Origin of the sequence: Paraglaciecola arctica BSs20135 (assembly GCF_000314995.1) — a bacterium.
GTDB classification, from domain to species: domain Bacteria; phylum Pseudomonadota; class Gammaproteobacteria; order Enterobacterales; family Alteromonadaceae; genus Paraglaciecola; species Paraglaciecola arctica.
Window position 1 is genome coordinate 1 of record NZ_BAEO01000029.1, and the last position, 24,386, is coordinate 24,386.

General features: G+C 39.1%; 22 protein-coding genes. 13 read left to right on the forward strand and 9 right to left on the reverse strand.

Annotation, left to right across the window (positions count from 1 at the left end):
• Nucleotides 1–25: 25 nt before the first annotated feature.
• Together clpA and clpS are read right to left on the reverse strand one after the other, a co-directional pair.
• Nucleotides 26–2,302 (reverse strand): ATP-dependent Clp protease ATP-binding subunit ClpA, encoded by a 2,277-nt coding sequence (gene clpA / locus GARC_RS10935; protein WP_007619888.1) that lies wholly within the window; start codon nucleotides 2,300–2,302, stop codon nucleotides 26–28.
• 57 nt (nucleotides 2,303–2,359) lie between these two features.
• Nucleotides 2,360–2,680 (reverse strand): ATP-dependent Clp protease adapter ClpS, encoded by a 321-nt coding sequence (gene clpS / locus GARC_RS10940; protein ID WP_007619889.1) that lies wholly within the window; start codon nucleotides 2,678–2,680, stop codon nucleotides 2,360–2,362.
• Nucleotides 2,681–2,913: 233 nt separating this feature from the next.
• On the opposite strand from clpS, the gene cspD reads away from it, so the two are divergent.
• On the forward strand, nucleotides 2,914–3,132 hold the full coding sequence (gene cspD / locus GARC_RS10945; protein ID WP_007619891.1) for a cold shock domain-containing protein CspD: 219 nt from the start codon (nucleotides 2,914–2,916) through the stop codon (nucleotides 3,130–3,132).
• Nucleotides 3,133–3,232: 100 nt separating this feature from the next.
• Here cspD and GARC_RS10950 read toward each other — a convergent pair whose 3' ends face one another.
• Nucleotides 3,233–5,461 (reverse strand): NADP-dependent isocitrate dehydrogenase, encoded by a 2,229-nt coding sequence (locus GARC_RS10950; RefSeq protein WP_007619893.1) that lies wholly within the window; start codon nucleotides 5,459–5,461, stop codon nucleotides 3,233–3,235.
• A 283-nt stretch (nucleotides 5,462–5,744) separates the two neighbouring features.
• Between GARC_RS10950 and GARC_RS10955 the strand changes: the two genes are divergently transcribed.
• From GARC_RS10955 to GARC_RS25930, 5 genes are all read left to right on the forward strand, one after another.
• Entirely contained in the window at nucleotides 5,745–6,341 is a 597-nt protein-coding gene (locus GARC_RS10955) for a pseudouridine synthase (RefSeq protein ID WP_007619895.1), read from the forward strand.
• Nucleotides 6,342–6,864: 523 nt separating this feature from the next.
• The gene (locus tag GARC_RS10960) at nucleotides 6,865–7,149 is read left to right on the forward strand and encodes a type II toxin-antitoxin system RelE/ParE family toxin (RefSeq protein ID WP_039989378.1); all 285 of its coding nucleotides are present in this window, start codon (nucleotides 6,865–6,867) and stop codon (nucleotides 7,147–7,149) included.
• Nucleotides 7,149–7,409 carry a helix-turn-helix transcriptional regulator gene (locus GARC_RS10965; RefSeq protein WP_007619897.1) on the forward strand — a complete coding sequence of 87 codons (261 nt, stop codon included), beginning with the start codon at nucleotides 7,149–7,151 and terminating at the stop codon, nucleotides 7,407–7,409. Before GARC_RS10960 ends, GARC_RS10965 begins: the two co-directional genes overlap by 1 nt.
• A 321-nt stretch (nucleotides 7,410–7,730) precedes the next feature.
• Nucleotides 7,731–8,372 (forward strand): hypothetical protein, encoded by a 642-nt coding sequence (locus GARC_RS10970; protein WP_007619903.1) that lies wholly within the window; start codon nucleotides 7,731–7,733, stop codon nucleotides 8,370–8,372.
• Nucleotides 8,373–8,606: 234 nt separating this feature from the next.
• Entirely contained in the window at nucleotides 8,607–9,179 is a 573-nt protein-coding gene (locus tag GARC_RS25930; RefSeq protein WP_007619904.1) for a GNAT family N-acetyltransferase, read from the forward strand.
• Between the two features lie 490 nt (nucleotides 9,180–9,669).
• Here GARC_RS25930 and GARC_RS26325 read toward each other — a convergent pair whose 3' ends face one another.
• From GARC_RS26325 to GARC_RS10990, 3 genes are all read right to left on the reverse strand, one after another.
• Nucleotides 9,670–10,422 (reverse strand): substrate-binding periplasmic protein, encoded by a 753-nt coding sequence (locus GARC_RS26325; protein ID WP_007619905.1) that lies wholly within the window; start codon nucleotides 10,420–10,422, stop codon nucleotides 9,670–9,672.
• 215 nt (nucleotides 10,423–10,637) lie between these two features.
• Entirely contained in the window at nucleotides 10,638–11,078 is a 441-nt protein-coding gene (locus tag GARC_RS10985) for a thiol-disulfide oxidoreductase DCC family protein (RefSeq protein WP_007619906.1), read from the reverse strand.
• A gap of 32 nt (nucleotides 11,079–11,110) precedes the next feature.
• Entirely contained in the window at nucleotides 11,111–11,500 is a 390-nt protein-coding gene (locus GARC_RS10990; protein ID WP_007619907.1) for a DoxX-like family protein, read from the reverse strand.
• Between the two features lie 680 nt (nucleotides 11,501–12,180).
• On the opposite strand from GARC_RS10990, the gene GARC_RS10995 reads away from it, so the two are divergent.
• From GARC_RS10995 to GARC_RS11025, 7 genes are all read left to right on the forward strand, one after another.
• Entirely contained in the window at nucleotides 12,181–13,449 is a 1,269-nt protein-coding gene (locus GARC_RS10995; RefSeq protein ID WP_039989411.1) for an efflux RND transporter periplasmic adaptor subunit, read from the forward strand.
• Nucleotides 13,450–13,515: 66 nt separating this feature from the next.
• The gene (locus GARC_RS11000; protein WP_007619910.1) at nucleotides 13,516–14,229 is read left to right on the forward strand and encodes an ABC transporter ATP-binding protein; all 714 of its coding nucleotides are present in this window, start codon (nucleotides 13,516–13,518) and stop codon (nucleotides 14,227–14,229) included.
• Nucleotides 14,230–14,238: 9 nt separating this feature from the next.
• Nucleotides 14,239–15,528 (forward strand): ABC transporter permease, encoded by a 1,290-nt coding sequence (locus GARC_RS11005; RefSeq protein WP_007619912.1) that lies wholly within the window; start codon nucleotides 14,239–14,241, stop codon nucleotides 15,526–15,528.
• A 9-nt stretch (nucleotides 15,529–15,537) separates the two neighbouring features.
• Nucleotides 15,538–16,776: an FtsX-like permease family protein gene (locus GARC_RS11010; RefSeq protein WP_007619914.1), complete on the forward strand. Its 1,239-nt coding sequence runs from the start codon at nucleotides 15,538–15,540 to the stop codon at nucleotides 16,774–16,776.
• Between the two features lie 73 nt (nucleotides 16,777–16,849).
• Entirely contained in the window at nucleotides 16,850–18,208 is a 1,359-nt protein-coding gene (locus GARC_RS11015; protein WP_007619916.1) for a sigma-54-dependent transcriptional regulator, read from the forward strand.
• The gene (locus GARC_RS11020; RefSeq protein ID WP_007619918.1) at nucleotides 18,209–19,483 is read left to right on the forward strand and encodes a sensor histidine kinase; all 1,275 of its coding nucleotides are present in this window, start codon (nucleotides 18,209–18,211) and stop codon (nucleotides 19,481–19,483) included.
• Between the two features lie 96 nt (nucleotides 19,484–19,579).
• Complete coding sequence (locus GARC_RS11025; RefSeq protein WP_007619920.1) at nucleotides 19,580–20,095, forward strand: NUDIX hydrolase; 516 nt, start codon at nucleotides 19,580–19,582, stop codon at nucleotides 20,093–20,095.
• Nucleotides 20,096–20,141: 46 nt separating this feature from the next.
• Here the strand turns inward: GARC_RS11025 and nagA are convergent, their stop codons facing one another.
• The 3 genes from nagA to GARC_RS11040 are packed head-to-tail and all read right to left on the reverse strand — an operon-like array spanning nucleotide 20,142 to nucleotide 23,572.
• Nucleotides 20,142–21,278, reverse strand: coding sequence for an N-acetylglucosamine-6-phosphate deacetylase (nagA, locus tag GARC_RS11030; protein ID WP_007619921.1), 1,137 nt, complete (start codon nucleotides 21,276–21,278; stop codon nucleotides 20,142–20,144).
• Nucleotides 21,279–21,303: 25 nt separating this feature from the next.
• Complete coding sequence (locus GARC_RS11035) at nucleotides 21,304–22,260, reverse strand: ROK family protein (RefSeq protein WP_052151492.1); 957 nt, start codon at nucleotides 22,258–22,260, stop codon at nucleotides 21,304–21,306.
• Complete coding sequence (locus GARC_RS11040; protein ID WP_007619923.1) at nucleotides 22,253–23,572, reverse strand: sugar MFS transporter; 1,320 nt, start codon at nucleotides 23,570–23,572, stop codon at nucleotides 22,253–22,255. The genes GARC_RS11035 and GARC_RS11040 overlap by 8 nt, the downstream gene beginning before the upstream one ends.
• Nucleotides 23,573–24,386 lie beyond the last annotated feature (814 nt).

Below are 24,386 nucleotides of genomic sequence, written 5' to 3' on the forward strand. Positions count from 1 at the left end.
GTTTCTTTATTTAACTTTTATAAAGTTAAGAATTAAGTGCTTCTGGTTTTTCTTTACTATCAGAGAAAAATTCAAAACTTAATGCATCATTTTTCAACGCAATTTTCACACTTCCACCTTGAGTCAAACGTCCAAACAATAACTCATGGGCTAATTCTTTCTTAACATGTTGTTGAATAACCCTAGCCATAGGACGTGCGCCCATGTTTTTGTCATAGCCTTTATCACCTAGCCAATCACGGGCTTGGTTAGTGACTTCAAGTGACACACCTTTGTTATCAAGTTGCACTTGTAGTTCAACAATAAATTTATCCACTACTTGCAGGATCACATCTCTATTAAGATGATTAAACCAAACGGTTGCATCTAGCCTGTTTCTAAATTCAGGTGTGAAAATTTTCTTGATCTCAGACATGGCATCATGGCTATGATCCTGCTGTTTAAAACCAATAGAGTTACGAATGGTTTCCTGCACGCCAGCGTTAGTGGTCATGACTAACACAACATTTCTAAAGTCTACTTTACGGCCGTTATTATCCGTTAAGGTTCCGTGATCCATAACTTGTAATAATATGTTGTAGATATCGCTGTGGGCTTTTTCTACTTCATCTAACAAAATCACTGAATACGGGTTTTTAATGACTGCATCGGTTAATAACCCGCCTTGATCGAAGCCCACATACCCTGGAGGTGCACCAATCAAACGACTCACCGCATGACGTTCCATATATTCAGACATATCAAATCGTAATAATTCTACGCCCATAACCTTGGCCAGCTGCGCGGTGACTTCAGTTTTACCCACACCAGTTGGGCCAGCAAACAAAAAGTTACCAATAGGTTTAGTTTCATTACCCAAACCAGAACGAGATAAGCGAATGGCATCCGTTAGGGTATCTATGGCTTCATCTTGGCCAAATACCACCAATTTCAAATCACGATCTAAATGTTTAAGTACTTCTTTGTCAGAAACCGACACTGACTTTTCTGGAATGCGCGCAATTTTAGAAATGATATGTTCAATATCACTCACACCTATGGTTTTTTTACGTTTGGAGGCAGGCAACAAACGTTGGCTAGCGCCCGCTTCATCGATGACATCAATAGCTTTATCGGGCAAATGACGTTCATTAATATATTTCGCTGATAATTCAGCTGCAGCGCGAATAGCTTTATGGGTAAATCGCACACTATGGTGGGCTTCGTAACGAGATTTTAATCCCATCAAAATTTTGGTGGTATCACTTACGGTAGGCTCTATTACATCCACTTTTTGGAAACGACGGGCTAAGGCACGATCTTTTTCGAAAATACCTTGGTATTCTTGATAGGTCGTTGAGCCCATACAGCGTAACTCGCCACTACTTAGTTTCGGTTTAAGCAAGTTCGATGCATCCATTACCCCACCAGAAGCGGCCCCCGCACCAATAATGGTATGTATTTCATCAATAAACAAAATAGCATCAGGGCACTCTGCTAACTCTTTCAAAATACCTTTAAGGCGTTTTTCGAAATCACCACGATATTTAGTGCCTGCCAATAACGCCCCCATGTCTAAAGAATAAACGGTGGCTTCTGCAATCACCTCTGGCACTTCTTTATTCACGATACGATAAGCTAAACCTTCGGCAATAGCGGTTTTACCCACCCCTGCCTCACCAACCAGTAAAGGGTTGTTTTTACGACGACGACATAATATTTGAATACTACGCTCTAATTCGCTGTCGCGACCTATGAGCGGATCAATTTTGCCGTCTTTGGCACTTTGGTTCAGGTTAGTCGAATACTTATCCAACATAGACTCTGCTTCTTCATGCTCGCTGGTTTCATCGCCACTTTCACTGTGTGCTGGTGATTCATCGTCAACTTTGGATACACCATGAGAGATATAATTCACTACATCTAAACGTGTCACATCAGATTTTTTCAATATATAAACGGCTTGAGACTCTTGCTCACTAAAAATGGCTACCAATACATTGGCGCCAGTGACTTCCTCTTTACCTGATGACTGCACGTGAAATACCGCACGTTGCAGTACACGTTGAAAACCAAGGGTTGGCTGAGTTTCTCGCTCGTTACCCTGTTCATCCAACAATAAAGGGGTGGTATCTTTTACAAAATCAGTAAGTTCTTGTTTTATTGACTCAATATTGGCGCCACAGGCCTTCAACGCATCTTTAGCTGCGTTATTATCAAGCAAGGCAAGTAAGAGATGCTCAACCGTCATAAACTCATGACGATGCTCTCTGGCAAAAATGAACGCTTCATTTAGCGTCTGCTCTAGATCTTTATTTAACATAAGAATGCCCTCTGACTACTAGCCTATTCGAAGATTGTACTTTTCTCAATCCAATCATCACGCTTGTTCCATGGTACACATGAGTGGATGTTGGTGTTCTTTTGCGTATCGACTAACTTGCATCACCTTCGTTTCTGCAATCTCTGCAGTATATACGCCACATACTGCCCTACCATGGTAGTGAACAGTAAGCATTATTTGTTGTGCTTTTTCACCATTCAAATTAAAAAATCGCATAAGTACGTCAATTACAAAATCCATTGGGGTGTAATCATCGTTATTTAATAACACTTTATACATGGGTGGTGGTGCAGCTTTCTTCTTTACTGCATCAATGTCTTTAAGACGCTCAATATCTATGGTGTTATCTTTACTCATAATTCACTTATTTAGCCCAAATATTTTAAGATAATTCCTGTGATTGCAACTATCACTAATGTTACAGCAATCTTACATTTTCAAGGAAATGTTAAATTCACCTTGACAAAAACAGGTTAAAAAACCTACATTTTAGATTGACGGTTGTATTGAGTAGTTAACACGTCTTTCCCTAAACATTAGTGTGGGGGCAAAGTTGTATTAGTTCAAGGGATTAAAAAGGAAGCAGATGTATGGCAGTCGGCAAAGTAAAATGGTTCAATAATGCCAAAGGTTTTGGTTTTATTGTACCCGATGATGGTGGTGAAGATATTTTCGCCCATTACTCAACAATACAGATGGAGGGCTATCGCTCTCTCAAAGCAGGCCAAGAAGTAAAATATGAAGTTCAGCAGGGCCCTAAAGGGTTGCATGCAGAAAATATTGACTTCAAAGGTGAGCCTGAAAGATAAATTATTATCTGAAATATAAAAAGCAGACATTAAGTCTGCTTTTTTGTGAGTGCATAGTTTGCGCTTAGGTAACGCCCCGTCAATACAGGGCGCGCATTAATTAACTAGCAGCAATAATATCGTTCAATGTAGCACTTGGACGCATTGCTTTCGTTAATAAGGCTTCGTCTGGGTAGTAGTAACCACCAATGTCTGCGGCCTTACCTTGAGTCGCATCGATTTCTGCCATGATTTTGTCTTCATTAGCAGATAACGCTTCAAACATAGGTTTGAATTTCGCAGCCAACTCTTGATCATCAGTTTGTTTAGCCAAGATTTCTGACCAATACATAGCTAAGTAGAAATGACTCCCTCTATTATCAAGCTGACCAGCTTTACGTAAAGGTGATTTACCTTCAGTCAACAATTTCTCGGTCGCTTTATCTAAAGCTTCACCCAACAATTTTGCTTTACTGTTGTCAGTCTTGATAGCTAAATCTTCAAGAGATACCGCTAACGCTAAAAACTCACCTAGTGAATCCCAGCGTAAGTGCCCTTCTTCAACAAATTGCTGAACATGTTTCGGCGCAGAACCACCAGCTCCAGTTTCAAACAATCCACCACCAGCCATTAGTGGCACAATAGATAACATTTTAGCGCTGGTTCCCAACTCTAAAATTGGGAACAAATCAGTAAGATAATCACGTAAAACGTTACCCGTTACTGAGATAGTATCTAGTCCACGTATCACTCTTTCCATTGTATAACGCATAGCGCGAACAGGAGCCATTATAGAAATATCTAGGCCTTCGGTGTCATGATCTTTAAGATATTCAGTCACTTTTAAAATCATTTGAGCATCGTGGGCTCTTTCATCATCCAACCAGAAAACTGTTGGCATACCAGATTGACGAGCTCGATTAACAGCCAACTTAACCCAATCACGAATAGGTGCGTCTTTGGCTTGGCACATTCTCCAGATATCACCTTCTTCAACAGCATGTTCGATTAGAACAGTACCGTCTTGATCAACAACCTGTACTTTACCGTCACCGGTCATTTCAAAGGTTTTGTCGTGTGAGCCATACTCTTCGGCTTTTTGCGCCATCAAACCAACGTTAGGCACTGTACCCATAGTTGTTGGGTCAAACGCTCCGTGAGTTTTACAGAAATTGATGGTTTCTTGATAAATAGTCGCATAAGTACTTTCTGGAATAACGGCCTTAGTATCATGTAACTTGCCATCTGGACCCCACATTTGACCAGAGCTTCTAATCATTGCTGGCATAGATGCGTCAACTATTACATCACTAGGTACATGTAGATTAGAAATACCTTTATCTGAATTAACCATAGCAATAGGAGGACGATCAGCGTAACAAGCATTAATGTCGTGCTCAATTTCAGCCCTCTGAGACTGTGGTAAAGTCGATATCTTATCGTATACACTACCTAAACCGTTATTTGGATTAACACCTAACTCGTCAAACAAAGTTTGGTATTTATCAAATAATTTTTTGTAGAAAACTTTAACACAATGGCCAAAAACAATTGGATGGGACACTTTCATCATGGTCGCTTTTACGTGCAACGAGAATAACACCCCAGTTTTTCTGGCATCTTCAATTTGTTCTTCAAAAAATTCACATAAAGCCTTTTTGCTCATGCGCATACCGTCAATAACTTCACCGGCCAATAAATCAATTTTCGGTTTAAGTACAGTGACATTGCCTGACTTATCAGTGAATTCTATATTTACATAACCAGCTTTAGACACAGTGACTGACTTTTCGCCAGAGTAAAAATCACCTTTACGCATATGAGCAACGTGAGTTTGTGAGGCTTGACTCCACGCTCCCATTGAATGCGGATGCCGTTTAGCATAATTTTTAACTGCAACAGGTGCACGACGGTCAGAGTTACCTTCACGTAACACTGGATTTACCGAACTACCAAGAACTTTACCGTAACGAGCTAAAGTATCTTTTTCTGCATCTGTCTGAGCATCTTCAGGAAACTCAGGTAAATCAAAACCGTGGCTATTTAATTCTTTAATTGCCGTTCTTAACTGTGGAATAGAAGCACTGACGTTAGGCAATTTTATAATGTTAGTTGACGCTACTTGAGTCAAAGCCCCTAATTCAGCTAAAGCATCTGGTACTTGTTTGTCAGCTGGGAGAAGATCGCCGAATACTGACAAAATACGAGCGGCTAATGAAATATCACTTAATTCAACTTCAATCCCTGCACTTGAAGTAAAGCTGCGAATAATGGGAAGCAGTGAATAAGTAGCAAGCGCCGGCGCTTCGTCCGTTTTAGTGTAGATAATCTTTGACTTGGAAATTGTCATTATAAGCCTCATGTTTATGACAAAACACTGACAACCCACATTTTCGCGATATAATAAACACGCAAAGTCACAATTTTGTGACACTATGGGTCGGTGTTTTATACCGAAATTAGAAAATGTCTTGCCTAGATTGAGTCTAGAACAAGAGTAAATAATATATGGGTTGATCTGAGAAGTTCAAGTTTTGTATGCATAATAAATGCTGTAAATCACACTTTCACCCAATAATGTACATCAATCAATCAATTTACGGCCTTACTTAGTAGGTAAATAGTAGTTAAATATGTCCAATAAGCCTTACTCACGTAAAAAAATCATAGCTAAACCTGCAATCACCTCCCCAGTTAAAACACGTATTGTCTTGTTTAATAAACCATTTGATGTTCTGACCCAATTTACCGACCAAGAAGGCAGACAAACCCTCAAGGATTTTATTCCTATACAAGAGGTTTACGCCGCTGGTCGCTTAGACAAAGACAGCGAAGGGTTATTGGTTTTAACCAATGATGGCAAGTTACAAAATAAACTCGCCTCACCTAAGTTTAAAACAAATAAAACCTATTGGGTGCAAGTAGAAGGCATTCCTCTACCTCAAGACTTAGAACAATTGCGTACAGGCGTTAGCTTAAAAGACGGTATGACCCAACCAGCCAAAGTCGAATTAATTGACGAACCCGATTTATGGGATCGCAACCCGCCTGTGCGTTTTAGGCAAAACAAGCCGACTAGTTGGTTATCTATTACCATTTCTGAAGGCAGAAACCGTCAGGTTAGGCGTATGACGGCGCATATTGGGTTTCCTACTTTGCGGTTGGTTCGGTATAGCGTGGGGGATTGGAGTATTGAGGGGATTGGGAATGGGGAGTATGTGGAGGTTTAGTTTTTTTGAATCTCACATTTTATGTGAGATTCAAAAGTATAAAGCATGCGCTGCGCTTACTGGCTTCCTTGCCAGTTTTTGACTCGAGTCCTTTCGAGCCAGTTACTTTTTTTATAAAGTGCCTCCTTGCACTTTACCTTTCAGGCCAGCTAAAGCTGTTCCATATTTATCCCGTAAATATGGTCAACAGCAAAAAAGAGTAACCAGAAAACACCGCTCGCTAGTAAAGTTTTTAACCACACAAAAAGACTTATTTTAGGGTCGCTACAAATGTGTCCCTCCAACTTTCGCTCAAATGACGTCCTGTCATTTGCCCCTAAAATAAGCCTTTTTGTGCTGAAACTTTAAAGGCGGAAAAAGCAGAGGCAAAGCCACCTAAGATAAAACCGTGATATGTGGTTAGTAGTTTTGCAAATGACTAAGCAGGCGCAATGAAAAAACTAAACGGGCGTCACGCATTTTATTAAATTGTTATGCAGCTTGAAGATTTGACATACTATAAAAGGTATATATACTTTTAAGTATGTGGACGATATTTGAACATAAAAAATTAGATAAACAGTTATCGAAAGCTCCAATTGAAATCCAGAAGCGATATGAAAAATGGAAGGATATTGTTGAGTTATCTGGCCCTTCTGGTTTGAAGTTGATTCGTGGTTTTAACGATGAGGCTCTTTCAGGAAATTGGAAGGGATTTCGTTCTTCACGTCTCAATCAACAATATCGTATTATCTACTCTGTAAAAAATGGGGAAATGGTTGTTCATGTCCTTGAAGTATCTCCCCATGACTATCGAAGGAGGTCGTAGTGAAAAATTTTCAAAAGGCAAAAAAACGTATTTCTGTATCGAGCGGAGAGTCTGTTCGGATTATACGAGAACTTCAAGAACTCAGTCAAAATGAGCTAGCTAGACTTGCCAATATCCCTCAATCCACCATTTCTGCAATCGAAAATGGTCGTGTTAATCTTGGAATTGAACGAGCTAAATCTCTAGCAAGGGCTTTAAGATGTCATCCCGCAGTTCTCGTGTTTCCTGGATGGGATGTTGAAAATGAGAACGCTGCATAATCGGGTAGCCGAGGGCGTTTCACTCGAAGCCTATTGAGACAGCCATTGTAACAAATCAATAAAATTACAATTAAATCAATGCATTATAAAAAACATATTGCAAGAAACTCATTTATTAAAATTTTAAAGTCGAAAGCGCAGTGGCGAACACTAATTGAACACTCACATTAACAAACCAATCAACTCATCAAGCTGAAATTAGTTGAGCATGGCATTAAGTTAGGTGGAGACGGTCTATTTCTTTATCTTCGTCAGGAAGCCTGAACTAACGTGACTGTCCCAATAGGGTTTGGGGAAGACATAGTTGAGGGGTTAATTTAAGTGGTACAGTCTGGAAAAAAAGTCATCGAGATTTTTTCTACTACAACACATTCAATGGTTTTTATCCTACAAGATAAACTAGACATATGGGCTGAATGGTTGCAGTTTGACGGGCAATCAAAATCGAAAAAATGGGATATGCACAACCCACCCCAAATGCTCTTGCAAAGTTACGAACAAAATCAAAAGAACGTTGATGGCAAAATGCGGATAGTACCCGACATTGGAAACTTTAATCCGGGCGATATAATACTAAGCAAAATGGCAGCTGAGCGATTGGAAAACTTTTGGCTACGATTTGGTGAACTGTTACCCCTAGATGTAGAAGGTGTGACTTATTTTTATTACAACGTTACCAACGTGATTGAAAACGCTGTAGATTTTGAAAAAAGTATAAAAGGTCGTCGAGGCCAATTACGTAGACCCGCATTCATTGCCGATGCGATACCAGATGATCTACAAATATTTAAGATCCCCGAACAACGCTTTGCTTCTCTTTATGTGTCTGGACATGGCTTTACTAAATTAATACAAGAACAAGGCTTAAAGCTTGGCGTTTATATCTTCCCAGTCTGGTCCCCTTCTACAGGAGTTGTACCCCAACCCAGTCTTTTTGAAGACTATAGTGCCCCACATGGTTAAATAGATACGACCACCCTAGTTAAGACATAATAGCCTTAACGATCGATAGGGTCAGATCACTTTGATTTTAAAATGACTTATTCTGAATTTTTTACAAGTACGAAAACAGTGGCGAAGCCACCAAATTCGTTCTCTGTGAAGCCGATGCTTTTCCCCCTACCCTCGACTCAAGGCTCGTCAACTAGTATAAATATTTATCTTCCTTGCCATTGAATAAAGCACACGAGAATTGTTATGAATGTAGAAGAAAACTCTGAGCTGCTTCCCACAAAATTAACAGGACAAAACATTTATCTGAGAACAGCAAAGATGTCGGATTTTGAGGCGATTAAAATCTATAGACAAGATCCTGAAAACTCCAGATATATTAGACCACCTGAAAATGACGATGAGACACTAAGGATCGTCGATGGACTATGCAAACCATGGCGATTCAAAGAAGGACAATGGAATGGTTTTGTGATTTGTCTGACCGGTGATGACACTGTTATTGGTGAAATAGTTTTTAGAGTAGAAGATTGGCATAACCAAAGAGCTGAGATTGGCTATCGAATTAACCAAACCGCAGCTGGTAGAGGGGTGTGCACAGAAGCTTTAAAGTTGCTTGTGGATTTATTATTTAAAGACCTAGGCTTCTTTAAGTTGGTAGCCAAATGTGATCCTAGAAATACTGGTTCATATCGAGTAATGGAGAAACAGGGATTTAAAAGAGAGGCCTTTTTTAAAGAACACTATTTGCTAGGGGATGAATGGACTGATCAATACGACTATGGCCTACTCGCATCAGAATGGAACAAACGTAGCTAACCATCCCTTTAGGGAGTTAAATTTATTATTTTAGACCTTAAACATTCTTTTAAGGATTATTACAAGAGCCTACTGGGACTTTCATTGTAACAAACCAGTAGCCTAGCTGAACACAAGCTCGGGGGCTGACTTGAGGATTTTAAGAGCGTTTGATTTTACTGTTTAAAATAAATGTTCTTCCTGAGTGATGTTATAAACACTTATTGAAAAATAATTAACAACAAATTGAACTTATGTTGTTACTACCCCTCTGAATATATAGTTTTTATGTGTGTTCTCATTTTAAGCCTGATTTTATCAGGCTTTTTTTTGCCTGTTATACGCATTATCAGAACCTTCTTAATTAGGATTGGAGTCAAAATAATTCGATGTCATTCGTGGATGGGTTATCAGTTCACATTGGTATCTGGGTTTTTATTGGGTCACTCCCAACGTCATTCTTGGATGTCCATGCAGCTGTGTATGATTATTGAAAATACTTCAAATCGTCTCATTTGATAAGGAGTTGTGCGTATTCAGCGGTTTTTTCAAATTTGCGAGCGGCTTGTTGTAAGCGATTCACTATTTTAATATCTGTTGTTTTATTAATTGCAATATAGCTACTGCGTTGGTTTTCTGGGGCTATTTCTTTGTAGCTAATAGCGACCTCTGATCTTCCTCTTTTATTTAGGATGTTTTTAACGTTATCAGGATCGCCATACACTAAGTCAACTCGGCCATTTTCTAGTAAAGTAACCACTAGTTCCTCATCAGTGACAACATACAGGTTTTCCTGCTCTGAGAAGCCATGTGAGGTGAGCTCCTTGTACCCTGCAGAGCCTTTCACTAGGGCGATCAATTTTTGCTTAGCTTGCTGCATATTATCGACATAATTTTCTGGCTTGCTTGTTAATGAGATAAATACTCTTGTTAAATTACTGACCTTTATAAGCCAATAAAAATCATCTTCCCGTTCAGGTGTTTTTATCATACTTAAAATTAAGGTATTAGGATTATTGCTCGCGGTTGCAAAAGCACGTACCCAAGGCATAAACTCAACTTTGGCATCGAGTTGTGCTTCTTTTAAAATGGCTTGAAGGATCTCAATGGAAGGACCTTTACTCTCACCGTTTTCATAATATTGAAGTAGGCGATTGTCATTGGCTACTGCTAATAAATTAGTCTCAATACTTTCCTTCGCTAAAGCGCATATAGAAGCGCTAATACATAAAAAGAATACCAATGAGTTTATTGTAAATTGCATAATTACATCTGTTTTTGAGTGCACAGTAGAATAGACGTTACTTCAACTCTAATCAATGAACGACAAGCTGATTTGGCGGAAAGAGAGTTACCATTCCTTTATTAATTAATCACTCAATAACATAAAACGCCCCACATTTTTATGGCATTTGTACCTTATAACATCCCTTTAAGGCGTTTAGTGTTTGCTGTTGATAATATTAAAGACTAGAGAGATTAAGTTTTATTCTTCAGAAATCTGTTTTTATTCTCTGTACTAGGCAACATACAGCTGTCGTATTTACCAAATAAAGAGTATCGATTAAGGGCGATGCGATCATAAAACCAGTTTCTTATGCCTTTAGCGATAATTTTGAATATATACAATAATCGCCATGGTATTGGGAGTTTATTTATAACATTTAAAAATGCGTCACTTTTGTCAAAAACTTGATTACCTTCGACGTACAACATCGTATCAAAATGCTCGGTTGGCATTTTAAAGTGACCTAATATACTTTGACCTTCGGGTGATTGAACGCTACATAATTTAAAACGCTGTTGTTTATCGAACCTAATGATAAATCGACTCCAAACATTACAGAGCTTGCAAACACCATCAAATAAAATGACGCAATCATTTTCAGCAATGTTAGGTGGGAGTTTTTTAATAGTCATAAACACTCCTCATTATTGACCATACCTTAAGGTTAAAGTGATTTATTTTTGTTAGTTTCATTCAATAAAATAAGGCTAAAACCTATTAAGGCAATATTCGTGGTAACGGGGTTAAATGCTTCAATCAAAATAAGAGGCTGCAAAACAGCAACAAAGCCTAATAATCCAGTTAGTCCGATAATATTTAACAAAATAATGGCTTTGGAACGATACAAAATAAAAAATAACACGCCAAAAATAACTTCCCCTACCCCAGCTGATTTTGTCACCCAATAAGAAAGCTCACTTGATAAACCTATACTCGCCGTCATCGCTTTTTCCAATGGTGCAATATGAATAAGTTTTGGAAAAATCCCATGATATAACCAACTAAATGAAATGATAAAACGTGCAATTTGTATTGATGACAAGGTTAACCTCATGATTTATTAACTTCAGACTGAATCACTATTTCATGTAAAAAATACACTATAAAAAACGACACCTGTTATTTGTAATATACAGCACAACTTGCTTCTGAATGAGAAATTATCATGATTGACTTGATAAGTTCTAAAGGGGAGTTTAACAACACACCATGATAACTCCGCTGCAGCACATAAAACGTTTTGTTTGTGATAACACAACACTGATTGAAAAATAATTAGCTACAAATTGAACTTATGCTGATACACCCCCTCTGAGTATATAGTTTTTATGTGTGTTCTCATTTTAAGCCTGATTTATATCAGGCTTTTTTTTTACTATTTTTCGACTTTACGGCTAAAAATACTTTTCCTTGCTTCCATAACATATTCACTGCATTGTTCACTGGAACTGCGCTTGCAGACACAAGCAATTAAAGTTTCAGCTCTCCTTTCAGATTTAAAGCACTTGCAAATTTAAAACCAACTAATACTGTCTACTTTCTATCAAACTTGAATGTCCGATTGAATATAGCGGACACTTTTATTGTCCGAACGGACACTTCAAAACAATAATTGGACACTGAAATTATTCAAAGTGCAAATATAATTCAATAAAAACAGTGGGTTATGAACATTATAATTATTGGCACACTCTTCGCAATACTCCGTATACAAAACAACACCGTGAAATGAATATGATTAACTCTACAGACGGACAAGACCAAGTAATACCCAAAATGGCAAGTAATAAACCTTGGGGTAAAATAGTTGCGGGCACTATTATTTTTACAGCCTCGGTGTGGTTTATATTACCCACTTTAAGTCAATGGACAGGTGGCGTTCCAAGCGTTGAACCACAGACAATTACTCGTTCTGAAGTATTTAACGGCACACTAATTCGAGATGTCGCGGTTAATGGAAAACTAGTTGCAGCAAACGCCCCTACCCTATACAGCTCCGAATCAGGACAAGTTACCTTGTTAGCTAAGCCTGGTGACATCGTTAAAGAAGGAGCGATCGTCGCAATAGTATTGAGTCCAGAATTACAATCAACCATTAAACAAGCGACCGCAAAATTAGAAAGTCTAAAAATTGATGCTAGTCGAGGTGAGTTAAATGATCTTGAGTCGAAACTTGATTTAGAACGTATTCTTGATACTGCGAGTATTCGCATTAATGCCAGTAACCGAGAACTGGCTCGCGCTGAGCTTTCTTTTAAAAAACAAGTCATCAGTGAGATCGATTTGGTCAGCAAGCGTGATGCAAAACTCGAAAGTGAATTATTGTTCAAACATGCAGAAAAACGGGTTGAATTGGCGAAAAAACGCCTTGAATTTGAAAATAAAACTCGTGATTTTTCAGTTAAAAGCCAACAGCTGATCGTTGATGAACTACAACGTCGCGTTGAACTACTAAAAGTTCGCGCTCCCGTTAATGGCGTTGTGGGTAACTGGTTAGTACAAAAAAAAGAGAGAGTAAATGATACTCAGGCCATTATGACAATTGTTGATTTAAGCCATTATGAAGCTGAACTCAATGTGCCAGAGTTTTACGCTGATGATTTAGGACTCGGTCTTGATGTACAAATGAAAATTGCTGGAAAATCACTTATTGGCAAAGTGATCTCAATCTCGCCAGAAGTGAAAAATAGTCAAGTGATGGTAAAAGTCTCGGTTGATAACCTTTCTGACATTCAGTTACGTCAAAACCAACGACTCAATGCACGTATAGAATTTGAAAAGAAAGAAAATGTACTAATGGTAAAACGTGGCAGTTTTTTAGCGAGTCATGGCGGGCAAGCTGCTTATGTGATCAATGGCGAACAGGCTTACCAAAAACCAATCACTATAGGTTCACAAAGTGTTGAATTTATTGAAATAACATCCGGATTAAACGCAGGTGACAGCATCATTATTTCTTCAACTGAAAAGTTTGATACTCACTCGACCATCTTATTAAATTAATCATCATATTAATAAATATACGAACAAAACTAATTAGCTCGATAAAAACATTATTTAGGAAAAACTATGCTTAACATGAATAACATTAGCCGAATTTACCGCAGCGACACTATTCAAACACATGCGTTGCGCGACTTTAATTTACAAGTAAACGCCGGCGAATTTGTAGCCGTAACTGGGCCTTCAGGCTCTGGAAAGTCAACATTCTTAAATGTCGCAGGCTTATTGGATAGCTTTGATGAAGGTTCATACGAGCTTGATGGAGTCAATATTCAAGGACTAGGTGATGACGAGCTATCACGACTACGTAATGAAAAAATTGGCTTTATTTTTCAAAATTATAATCTCATTCCAGATTTCACATTGTTTGATAATATTGATATGCCATTACGCTATCGCAGTTTTAATGCAGCTGAACGTAAGCGCCGCATTTCTAATGCCTTAGAGCAAGTGGGTTTAGCCAGCCGTAGCAATTATTTACCGAGTCAATTATCAGGTGGACAACAACAACGTGTTGCCATCGCACGAGCACTTGCAGGGGAACCCAAAATACTATTAGCCGATGAACCAACAGGTAATCTCGATTCGCTCATGGCCCGCCAGGTAATGGAATTACTACATACTTTAAATGAAGCAGGTAGCACCATCATTATGGTAACCCACGATCCAGATCAAGCCCGCGCAATTGGCCGTAATGTGCAAGTTATAGACGGCCAAATTACCGATCATAGTGTCTACGCCCCAGTTAATAACAACGCGCCTATCGAAGTTAAGGCTTAAGGATCCGTAATGGAAATGTTTAACTATTATTTTAAACTGAGTATCCGCAACTTAATACGTAACCGCTTGTTTTTCATCTTAATGATATCGACACTAGCTGTAGGTGTGGGCGTATTTTTGGCTAACATTGCGATCATTAAATCGATGTCATCTGATCCTATTCCCTATAAAAGCAAGAATATATTTAATGTGTCATTAAATATTTGGCCTAACGATACACCAGATGCAGAACTTATTGAAATTATGCGTTATGACGACGCTATGCACCTTTTAAAAAACAATATAGCGACTCACACTATGGTGCACTATCAATCTCAAGTATACACACGAGATATTGACTCAACTAACCTCACTCGCCATCAAGCGGTTGTGCGTGCCACAACTCCTGGATTCTTCCCTCTAACAGATGCTCCTTTTGCATTTGGTGGCAGCTGGCAGCAAGACCGAGCCAAACAAATAGTTATTGGCGATACGTTAAATCAACAAATTTTTGGTGGTGGTAACAGCGTAGGTAAAACACTTGAAATAGACGGAAAACCATTTGAAATTGTTGGTGTACTCAAACCATGGGAGTTAAAACCTTTATTTTATCATGCAGAAGATGGTCAAAAATTTACAACCACGGATGATATTTACGCACCAATTGAAACCGCAATGGATAATGAATGGGTTGTTAATGTAAGAAGTTCAGCAACAGAACGTAGTGACTCAGTATCTGACAATCGTGGAAAAAACGTATTTTTTATCCAAACTTTTGTACAGCTTGATAACCAACAGCAAAAAAATGCAATGCAACAGTATATTGATAATTATTCACAACATAGGCAGCAACAAGGTGAATATTTACGAGCCAACGACAATCGTTTATTAGATGTAAATCAATGGCTTAAACATAAAGAAGTGGTTGATGAACGTATGTTAGCATTTGCTTTAGCGACATCATTATTTTTAGCCGTATGTATTTTTAACGCAAGTAGTCTGCTACTCGCCCGTTATCATAGTGCCCGCTTTGAAACAGGATTAAGACGTGCAGTAGGCGCGCGAATGAAAGATGTATTTTACCAAGGGCTAGTAGAAAGTGTATTAGTGGGAGTGTGTTGTGCCATTCTTGCCTTATTATTTGGCTGGATCTTCTTACAAATTTCAATAACGTTATTCCCAGCCCTTGAACATACCAGTGATATAGACGCCCCTCTCATTATTATCGGTATTGGCATTGCACTGGTTACGTCCTTTATCAGCATGCTTTACCCGTTAATTCGTTCGTGTAGAACACCTTTATCCACCACATTAAAGTAAGGCATTATTATGAATATTAAAGCTCTATTAAAAGCATTACGTCTTCGTAAATTCGCCACCGGCCTTTTACTATTACAACTAAGCTTAACCATTGGTTTAATGGTCAATACGGTTATTTTAACCAACACTGCCATTGAAAAGTTAAAAAAACCGCTCATGTTCGATGTGGAGCAACTTATTAGCGTAGATTTAATTCCCACTTCAGGGGCGTTTAGAGATACAGATTATTATCGCTCAATCACTAATCAAGATATTGCTAAAATAACGGCAATAGATGGGGTTATCAGTGCCGCACATTACAACCAATTACCCATTCAACGAGGCGGTTGGAACGGCAACATGCAAGCAGCTGATTTCCCCGAAGACGCGGTTTTACCCAGAGAGTTACAGTTTGTACCTCAGTTTTACAGTAGCAAAATTGGTCTAGCGAATCTTGGAGTTGAAATTATTGAAGGTAGAGCATTAAACGATGCAGACGATATAACGACTGATTTTTACACCCCAGGAAAGCGTAGCGAAATTGAACAAAATATAGTGGTCACTGAATCTTTAGCAAAAGCTGTTTTTCCAAATAAATCGGCTGTAGGAGAACTAACAAACAATGGTCGAGTGGTCGGTGTAGCGAGAGATTTTGTCATCAGCCCAACTTCCAAAGGCAATGCAAAGTACTTTGCTTTTTTTGGTAATTTTATGTATTCCCAGTCAGATTTTACCCAACATTATATTGTTCGTGTTGAACCGGGAAAAGTTGCACAAGTACAAACTAAATTACGTGATGCGATTTTATCGGTACAAGCAGAACGCGACATTATTCTGATACAGAGCATGACCCAGCGTTTTCAACAGTTTTATAGCCAAGATTCTGGATTAGCCAGCTTGTTTGCCATGTTGTCTTTATTAATGATTTTAGTGACGATAGTCAGTAGTTTTGCCCATGCACATTTTCATGTTACTCAACAACGTAAATTTATTGGTATACGCCGTGCGTTAGGAGCCCGTAAAAAAGACATCATGCTTTATGTTTTTAGTGAGAATTGGATATTAAATATTGGTGCGAGTTTACTAGGTATAGCGACCATGATTGGATTAAACATCGCGTTATCCCAAGTCATCACTATCGAAAAACCAAGCGTATTGCTGTATCTTTTAGCGGTGTTAGTTATATTTATGGCAGGCTCTTTAGCGACATGGTTTCCAGCCTACAAAACAACAAAAATATCTCCTGTGATCGCCACAAAAACCTTGTGAAAAATAGTGAGTTGCCACCAAATGTGGCAACAAATACTAAAAAAGCTCTAAAAATAAATATAGGATTGAGAAAGTGAAACGCATATTAGTGGTAGATGACAATCCTGATATTTTAGACGCATTAGATTTATTACTTAGCTTGCATGACTATCAAGTCAGCACAGCTAATACCATTAAAGATGCCGTATTGACTGCGAATAATCTACGTATTGATCTAATCATCCAAGACATGAATTTTAGTCAAGGTACAACCTCTGGTGATGAGGGGAAATCTCTTTTTTATAAACTTAAAGACATCGCACCTAGCACTCCCGTAATTGTAATCACCGCCTGGAGCCAACTTGAGACAGCCATTGAATTGGTTAAAGCAGGCGCGACTGACTACTTACCTAAACCATGGAATGATACAAAGCTGCTCGAACTTATCGCGGCTAACATTAATACTAACGTAGTCGGATCAACTAAAACAATCATTGCTAAGCAAGGGCAATCTTCTACTTTTATTGTTGAAAGTCAGCCAATGAAACAACTCATTGCGATGGCAGGCAAAGTCGCCAGCAGTGACATCAGCGTATTCATTACCGGAGCTAACGGCAGCGGTAAAGAACGCGTTGCCGATTATATTCATCAACATTCGACCCGCAGCGCTAATCCGTTTATCAAAGTGAACATGGGTGCTCTGGCGAGTGAATTAATGGAAGCCGAGTTGTTTGGTGCCGAAAAAGGCGCCTACACGGGTGCAACAACAACCCGAATAGGTCGTTTTGAAGCCGCTAATGGCGGTACATTATTTTTAGATGAAATAGGTAACTTGTCTTTAGCCGGGCAAATGAAGTTATTACGGGTTTTGCAAACAGGTCAATTCGAGCGAGTTGGTTCAAGCAATACAATCAGTGTCGATGTACGTGTGATTAGCGCAACCAACAGTGACTTAACACAAGCTATTGCTGACAACTTATTCCGAGAGGACTTGTATTATCGCCTCAACGTAGTAGAGCTACATCTACCGCCGCTGGCGCTACGTCAAGATGACATCATTCCACTGGCTCGCCACTTTGTATCAGGCAGTCATCAACTTAGTGATATCACCGCTCAACTACTCAAACAACAGCCTTGGCCGGGGAATGTACGCGAGCTAGAAAATCATTGCCAACGTGCCATGGTGTTATGTAATGATCAGCTGTTGCTACCTGAACATTTTATGTTAGTAGAACCAACCAATAGTAAGCAGAGCGCTTTGCCTGATGTTTTATCAAGTACTTCATTAAAAGTTGAAGACGACAAAACGAATTTAAAGGCCGTGTTAGATAAACATCAATGGGTCATAACAAGAGCAGCCAGTGAACTAGGTTTAAGCAGACAAGCGCTATATCGGCGTATTGAGAAATATCAACTCAGTCAGCCACCTCTACCTTCTCAAAACGAGCACTAAATGCGACTCATTATTTCATTAGGGTTATTACATGCCACATTAATGTTCTTGGTGTACTTTTTTGCAGCGCAACATCCTATTTATATCAGTCTGTTGTTAGCCGTTGCATTGCTAGTGTCATTCTTATTATTGCGTAAGCAATATAAACGCCATCAAACTATTTTATTGAGTTTAGATCACGGCCTGCAAAGCCTGCGTGACAATGACTTTTCAGTTAGTCTCAATCATCAAAAAGAAGCGAGTTACAATTCACTTATCGATGCATTTAATCAAACCAGTGATAAATTGCGGGACGAACGACAACGCCTTTATCAACGTGAAATGATGTTAGACAAAGTACTGAATGCTTCACCTATGGTGACCATATTAGTTGACCACCGCGACACTATTATTTTCACTAATAACAGTGCACAACAAGCCTTTGAATTAAACGGTTCGATTGTTGGATGCCAATGGACCACACTAGTTAAATCATTAGCCCCAGAGTTTCAACATGCGTTGAATCATCATGGTGAATCTATTTTCACCTTAACTGACAGTCAAGGCACAAGGCAGGCATGGCACGTGACTAATTCAAACGTGACAATTCATCAAGCCCCGCACCAATTGTTTCTACTTAAAACCATTACCCAAGAATTATCTAAACAAGAAGTCGTCACATGGAAAAAAGTCATCAGTGTCATCAGCCACGAACTGAATAACTCCATAGCTCCCATTAGTTCTATGTGCCACAGCGGTGAGTTAATTGCTAAAAACTTAGACGAGCCCAAACTAAACCGCGTATTTAATACCATTAGCCGCAGAGTAAACCACCTCAACGACTTTATTAAAGGCTATGCCACACTCACTAAAATAAAACTTCCCAACAAACACCCTATTGACTGGCAGACATTAACGGAACAACTACAAACACTGTATCCATTCACACTGACAACCCCATTGCCAGACTCAACACTACATGCCGATCTAGCTCAGCTTGAACAAGTGTTTATTAATATTTTAAAAAATGCCCATGAAGCAGACCAAACAAAAAATGTTTCTATGGCATTTAAAGATACAAGTAACGCCCTTGAGATTACGATAAATGATAATGGTAGTGGCATGTCGGCAGAAGTGATCCAAAATGCACTGTTACCTTTTTATTCGACCAAACACTCTGGCACTGGACTTGGCTTAGCACTATGCCGTGAAGTAATTGAAGCTCATCAGGGTAAGTTAGTGTTTAACAATCGTGCGCAAGGCGGACTGTGTGTATTATTCATTTTACCAAAATGAATAATTGAGTTTTAAATTACTGCCATTTACAAATAACAGTACAACAGTTCTTTTCTTTGGTTAGAATGCTGCGCTTTAAACTAAACCAGTAACAACATGCGCCTATTAAAAACTGCGATCCATCCTGATGCTGATCCTAACAGCTCCTTTATATTTAGCCGCCAAGCAACTCGCGCGATAGTGTTAAATGGTGAGAACATCCTGATGCTTTATACGCAGCGCTACCATGATTACACCCTACCCGGTGGTGGTATTGATGAAGGTGAGGATATTATTAAAGGGCTTATTCGAGAGCTCAAAGAAGAAACAGGTGCTAAAGGCATTACTGATATTATACCTTTTGGCCGCTATGAAGAGTTTCGTCCTTGGTATAAAGATAACTTTAATACAATACACATGAATTCATATTGCTTTACTTGCAGCGTGCACGATGAGTTAGGCGAAACTCAACTCGAAGATTATGAATTGCACAACGGCATGCGCCCAGTGTGGTTGAATATTCATGACGCCATTAAACACAATGAAGACACCATAAAAAATAGCGACAAAAAAGGCCTGTCTATCGAACGAGAAACCTTTTTACTTAAACTCATTGTTGACGAGTTAATTTAATCGCTATTAGATCACTAAGCTTGGGATTTTCTATTTGCGACAAAAATTATTTTTCACCGTTAATCCAAGTGCCCGTTACATTCTGGTTTGCATCTAACGACACAAAGCTCGCCTGATAACCTGGCTTAATGTAACCAAATTGATCCGCAATACCTATTGCTTGTGCAGGATACACAGTTGCCATACGCACGGCCTCCGTCCAATCAACGCGGGCAAACTTCATTGCATTTTTAATTGCCGTATTCATATCCAAATCTGAACCAGCCAAGGATCCTGCAGCATTTGTACAACGTCCATCAATGGCATAAATAGTCTCACCATCAAGCATAAAGGACTTATCAGAAGCACCCACTGTAGACATCGCATCGGTAACTAAAATCGCGCCGCCTTGTTGTTTCGCAGCTACAGCTACGCGAAATGCAGCTGGATGCATATGAAATCCATCAGCAATAATACCAAACCAGCTATGTTCATCATTGAGAGCCGCACCAACCATTCCTGGCGCACGACTTTGTAACGGTGTCATAGCATTATATAAGTGGGTAAAACCCGTTAGACCAGCTTCTAAGGCTTCACAAGTTTGGTCATAATCAGCACCGGTATGCCCAGCAGAAACCACTACTCCTGTGTCACAAATGCGTTTGATCATTGGGGTGGTAGTCAATTCTGGTGCAATGGTAATTAATGTTTTACCTACCTTTAACGAGGTAATAATTTCAAACCCTTGCTCGTCAATAACACAAAATTTCTCTGCGGCATGAGCACCTTTACGCTCAGGATTTAGAAACGGCCCTTCTAGATGAACACCCAAGATCCCCGGAACGCCCTCTTGTATTGCCTGAGTAACGGCAGTAATTGCTTGTCGCATTACGTCATAACTGTCGGTAATCAGGGTAGGCAAAAGGCCAGTCGTGCCGTACTGGCGATGTGCATTCGCTATGGTCCGCACCCCTTCAACGGTAAGCTCATTATTAAACATTACCCCGCCACCGCCATTGACTTGTAGGTCAATAAAACCTGGTACTAAATAATTGCCTTTTAGGTCAAAATCGACCTCTATATTTGCTGGTAACTGCTCTTGCGGCAAAACCTGCACAACTTTATCGCCATCAATAATCACAGCGTGATCTTTGAGTAGTGTTTCACCATTAAAAACATGGCCATTGATAATAGATTTAATCATTTTTGCTAATAATCCAGATTGTTACTTAATTTAACACTGCAGTGTTGTAGGCATTGTCTCGTCCACGGATCGCGGCACCGCGTACGCCACTTGAATCACCATACATAGCAGCCACTATGGGTGGTGCGATCACGCCACCAAAAAAATACTTTTGCATTGCTTGCCCAAGACGAGTGTATATTTCAGTTATATTAGATAGTCCTCCCCCCAAAACAATGATATCAGGATCATACATGAGTGTTAGCTGTGCGAAATAACACCCTAAACAATCAATATAAACATCCATCACCTCTAACGCTTTTGGTTCATTGGCCCTCATAGCCTCTACTAAAATTGGCACAGACGTATAATCAGTTTCAAAATGTGAACACATCCACAACAATCCGGGACCAGCTAGATATTCCTCAACACAACCTAATAATCCGCAACCACATTGGCGCAATGGAAACTGATAACGTTGTTGTAAAACTGCAGGTAGTGAAACATGGCCAAATTCACAAGAAACATTTTGTCTACTTTTATAAAGTTGACCATCTATACACAATCCCCCCGCAAATCCTGTTCCTACCACCACGCCCAAGGCATTATTTTTACCTTGTGCAGCACCACCACGAACCTCAGATAAAACAAATGCCTTTACGTCGTTCTCAAAGGCCACAGCACGACCTAACTGCTCACATGTATCACCAACAATAGTCTGACCGTTAACACAGGAAATATTAGCTGAAACTGAACGGCCTTGATTATCCAGAAAACCAGGAAAGCCGATCCCAACAGTCCCTTTTTGATTAGTTTTTTTGTCTGCATCAGCAACCATCTGAGTAATTGCAGACAGCAACTCTTGATAATCATCTTTAGGGGTGGGCATACGCCATGACGTGACTAATTCTAGTTTAGAGTCAAAAATGGCGAGTTCAATTTTTGTGCCACCAATATCAAGACCATAATGCATTAGATCAGTATTCAATTTTTGATTAATCACGACTCCACTGCCTCAACTTATGACCTTTAACTGCATAAAAAATAATAAATACATAACAAGGGATCATTATCCAGTAGGCACTTTTTGCGTTACCCGAAGCCTCAACCAAAATACCATAAAGCAAGGGTAACAATGCACCACCAGAAATTCCCATAATAAGTAAAGCAGACGCAGTACTGGTATCTTTTTGATTCAAATCACTAAGGGCTAAAGGCCAAATTGCAGGCCACACTAAAGCATTAGCTAAACCAAAAAGTGCAACATAAAGCACGGCATTTGGAATAGCTGGCAAACCCGTCCAACCAAATACCACATCCCAGATCCCGTTTGAATCAACGCTTGCGTTAAGCAGTAGCACAGTCAGTACCACGCCCAAAACAGCAGAAATCGCCAGTGCCTTTCCCTGACTGATCCAGCGAGGAATAACCAACAAACCTAGAATATAACCCAGCACCATAAATCCCATAGTGTAAGAGGTCATCTGACCAAAATTACTCACACCTAACTCTTTACTGAATAAACCAATGGTATCGCCGGCAACCACTTCAGCACCGACATAGAAAAATAACGCAATAGCCCCTAGGATAACCTGAGGTTTCTGTAAGATACTGCTATTGCTAGTGTCATTGGCGCTAGTCTCATCATCAGAATTGACACTAGGAAGAGGCACCATTTTTATAAATATCCCAAGTAACAACAACATAAAGGCCATCATCAAATAAGGGGTAACCAGTCTTGAAGACAACTCAGCTAGTTCAAGAACTTTTTGCTCTGCATCTAATGAAGCTAAACGAACTTCGGTAAATTGTGACATGTCGGTTAATATAAACGCAGTAAATACAAGCGGAGCAATAACACCTGCACCTTTATTTAGAATACCCATAATACTGATACGCACAGCGGCTGATTCACGAGGTCCGAGAAGTACGATATAAGGATTCGAAGCGGTTTGCAGAATAGTTAACCCTGCCCCCAACATAAACAATGCCACCAAAAACACACTATATTCCCTAGTATAAGCAGCAGGAATAAATGTTAACGCGCCAGCAACCATAACAAATAAACCAAGCACCATGCCTTCCTTGAACCCTGTTTTACGCAGGATATAAGACATAGGTAACGCCATCACAGTATATGAAATATAAAAAGCCATAGTCACGAAATACGCTTCGATATGGTCAAGCTCACAAGCAATTTGCAAGAACGGTATCAACGACCCGTTGAGCCATGTAACAAAACCAAACATAAAGAACAGAGAACCTATAATCAACATAGGCATTAAAGTAGAGGGGGACTTATTAATAGTGGTCATAACTGCACCTAATTTATTGTTTTTATTGAAATTAAAATGAATTATTAATCTATATATTCTCTAATAACTGATACAAAGTTGCTAGAAAAAAGTGTGAATTCAAATATTGCTATAAGAAAGAATTATTCAGTCAAGTTAATGCTATGAAGTAGCGAATTATAAGCATCTACCTCATTCCATGTGTTTCTATTGGCAAACTGAATACTGTACTCAGGCGGTAACCCAGACGCAGCTTAATATCAGCCATACAACTTTCATCTTGCCAGTCATTATTGACTTTATTACTAGCGCCGCAACTAGTAGAAACCAAAGGAATCAATGAAAATACAGGCGCTCGATTCTTAATTCCGTTGTTAATTTTAAATACCATGAAATCGCCAGTTTAAATTAATCATCCTAATTAGTGTATCCATCAACCTTGACATAATCAATCAAAATGAAACCTAAAAAACATAATGAAACAAAAAGACAGATACATCGACATTAAAAGTCCTCTTTAGTCACCGTACCTAAGTTATTGTAATTTAACGGTTTGGTATTTAAATGCAAAAAATATAACAAACATAGATTTTAAAAAACGTGATTATAATTTTCAGAACCTTTTGCCTATTACACTATATAAATCCCTCCCAAAATAACTATTCATACCCAAAAATTTACCAATAAAAGCAGTGAATAATTCGTAATTAAATGTAAAGTGGAGTGTAGAATTTCTAATTTATAACCATAAATTTGTTCGAGTAAACTTTTTATAATTGATATGCGCAAGGTGATGGGTAACAAAATAGCTATCTAGACTTAAAGGTCAACACTC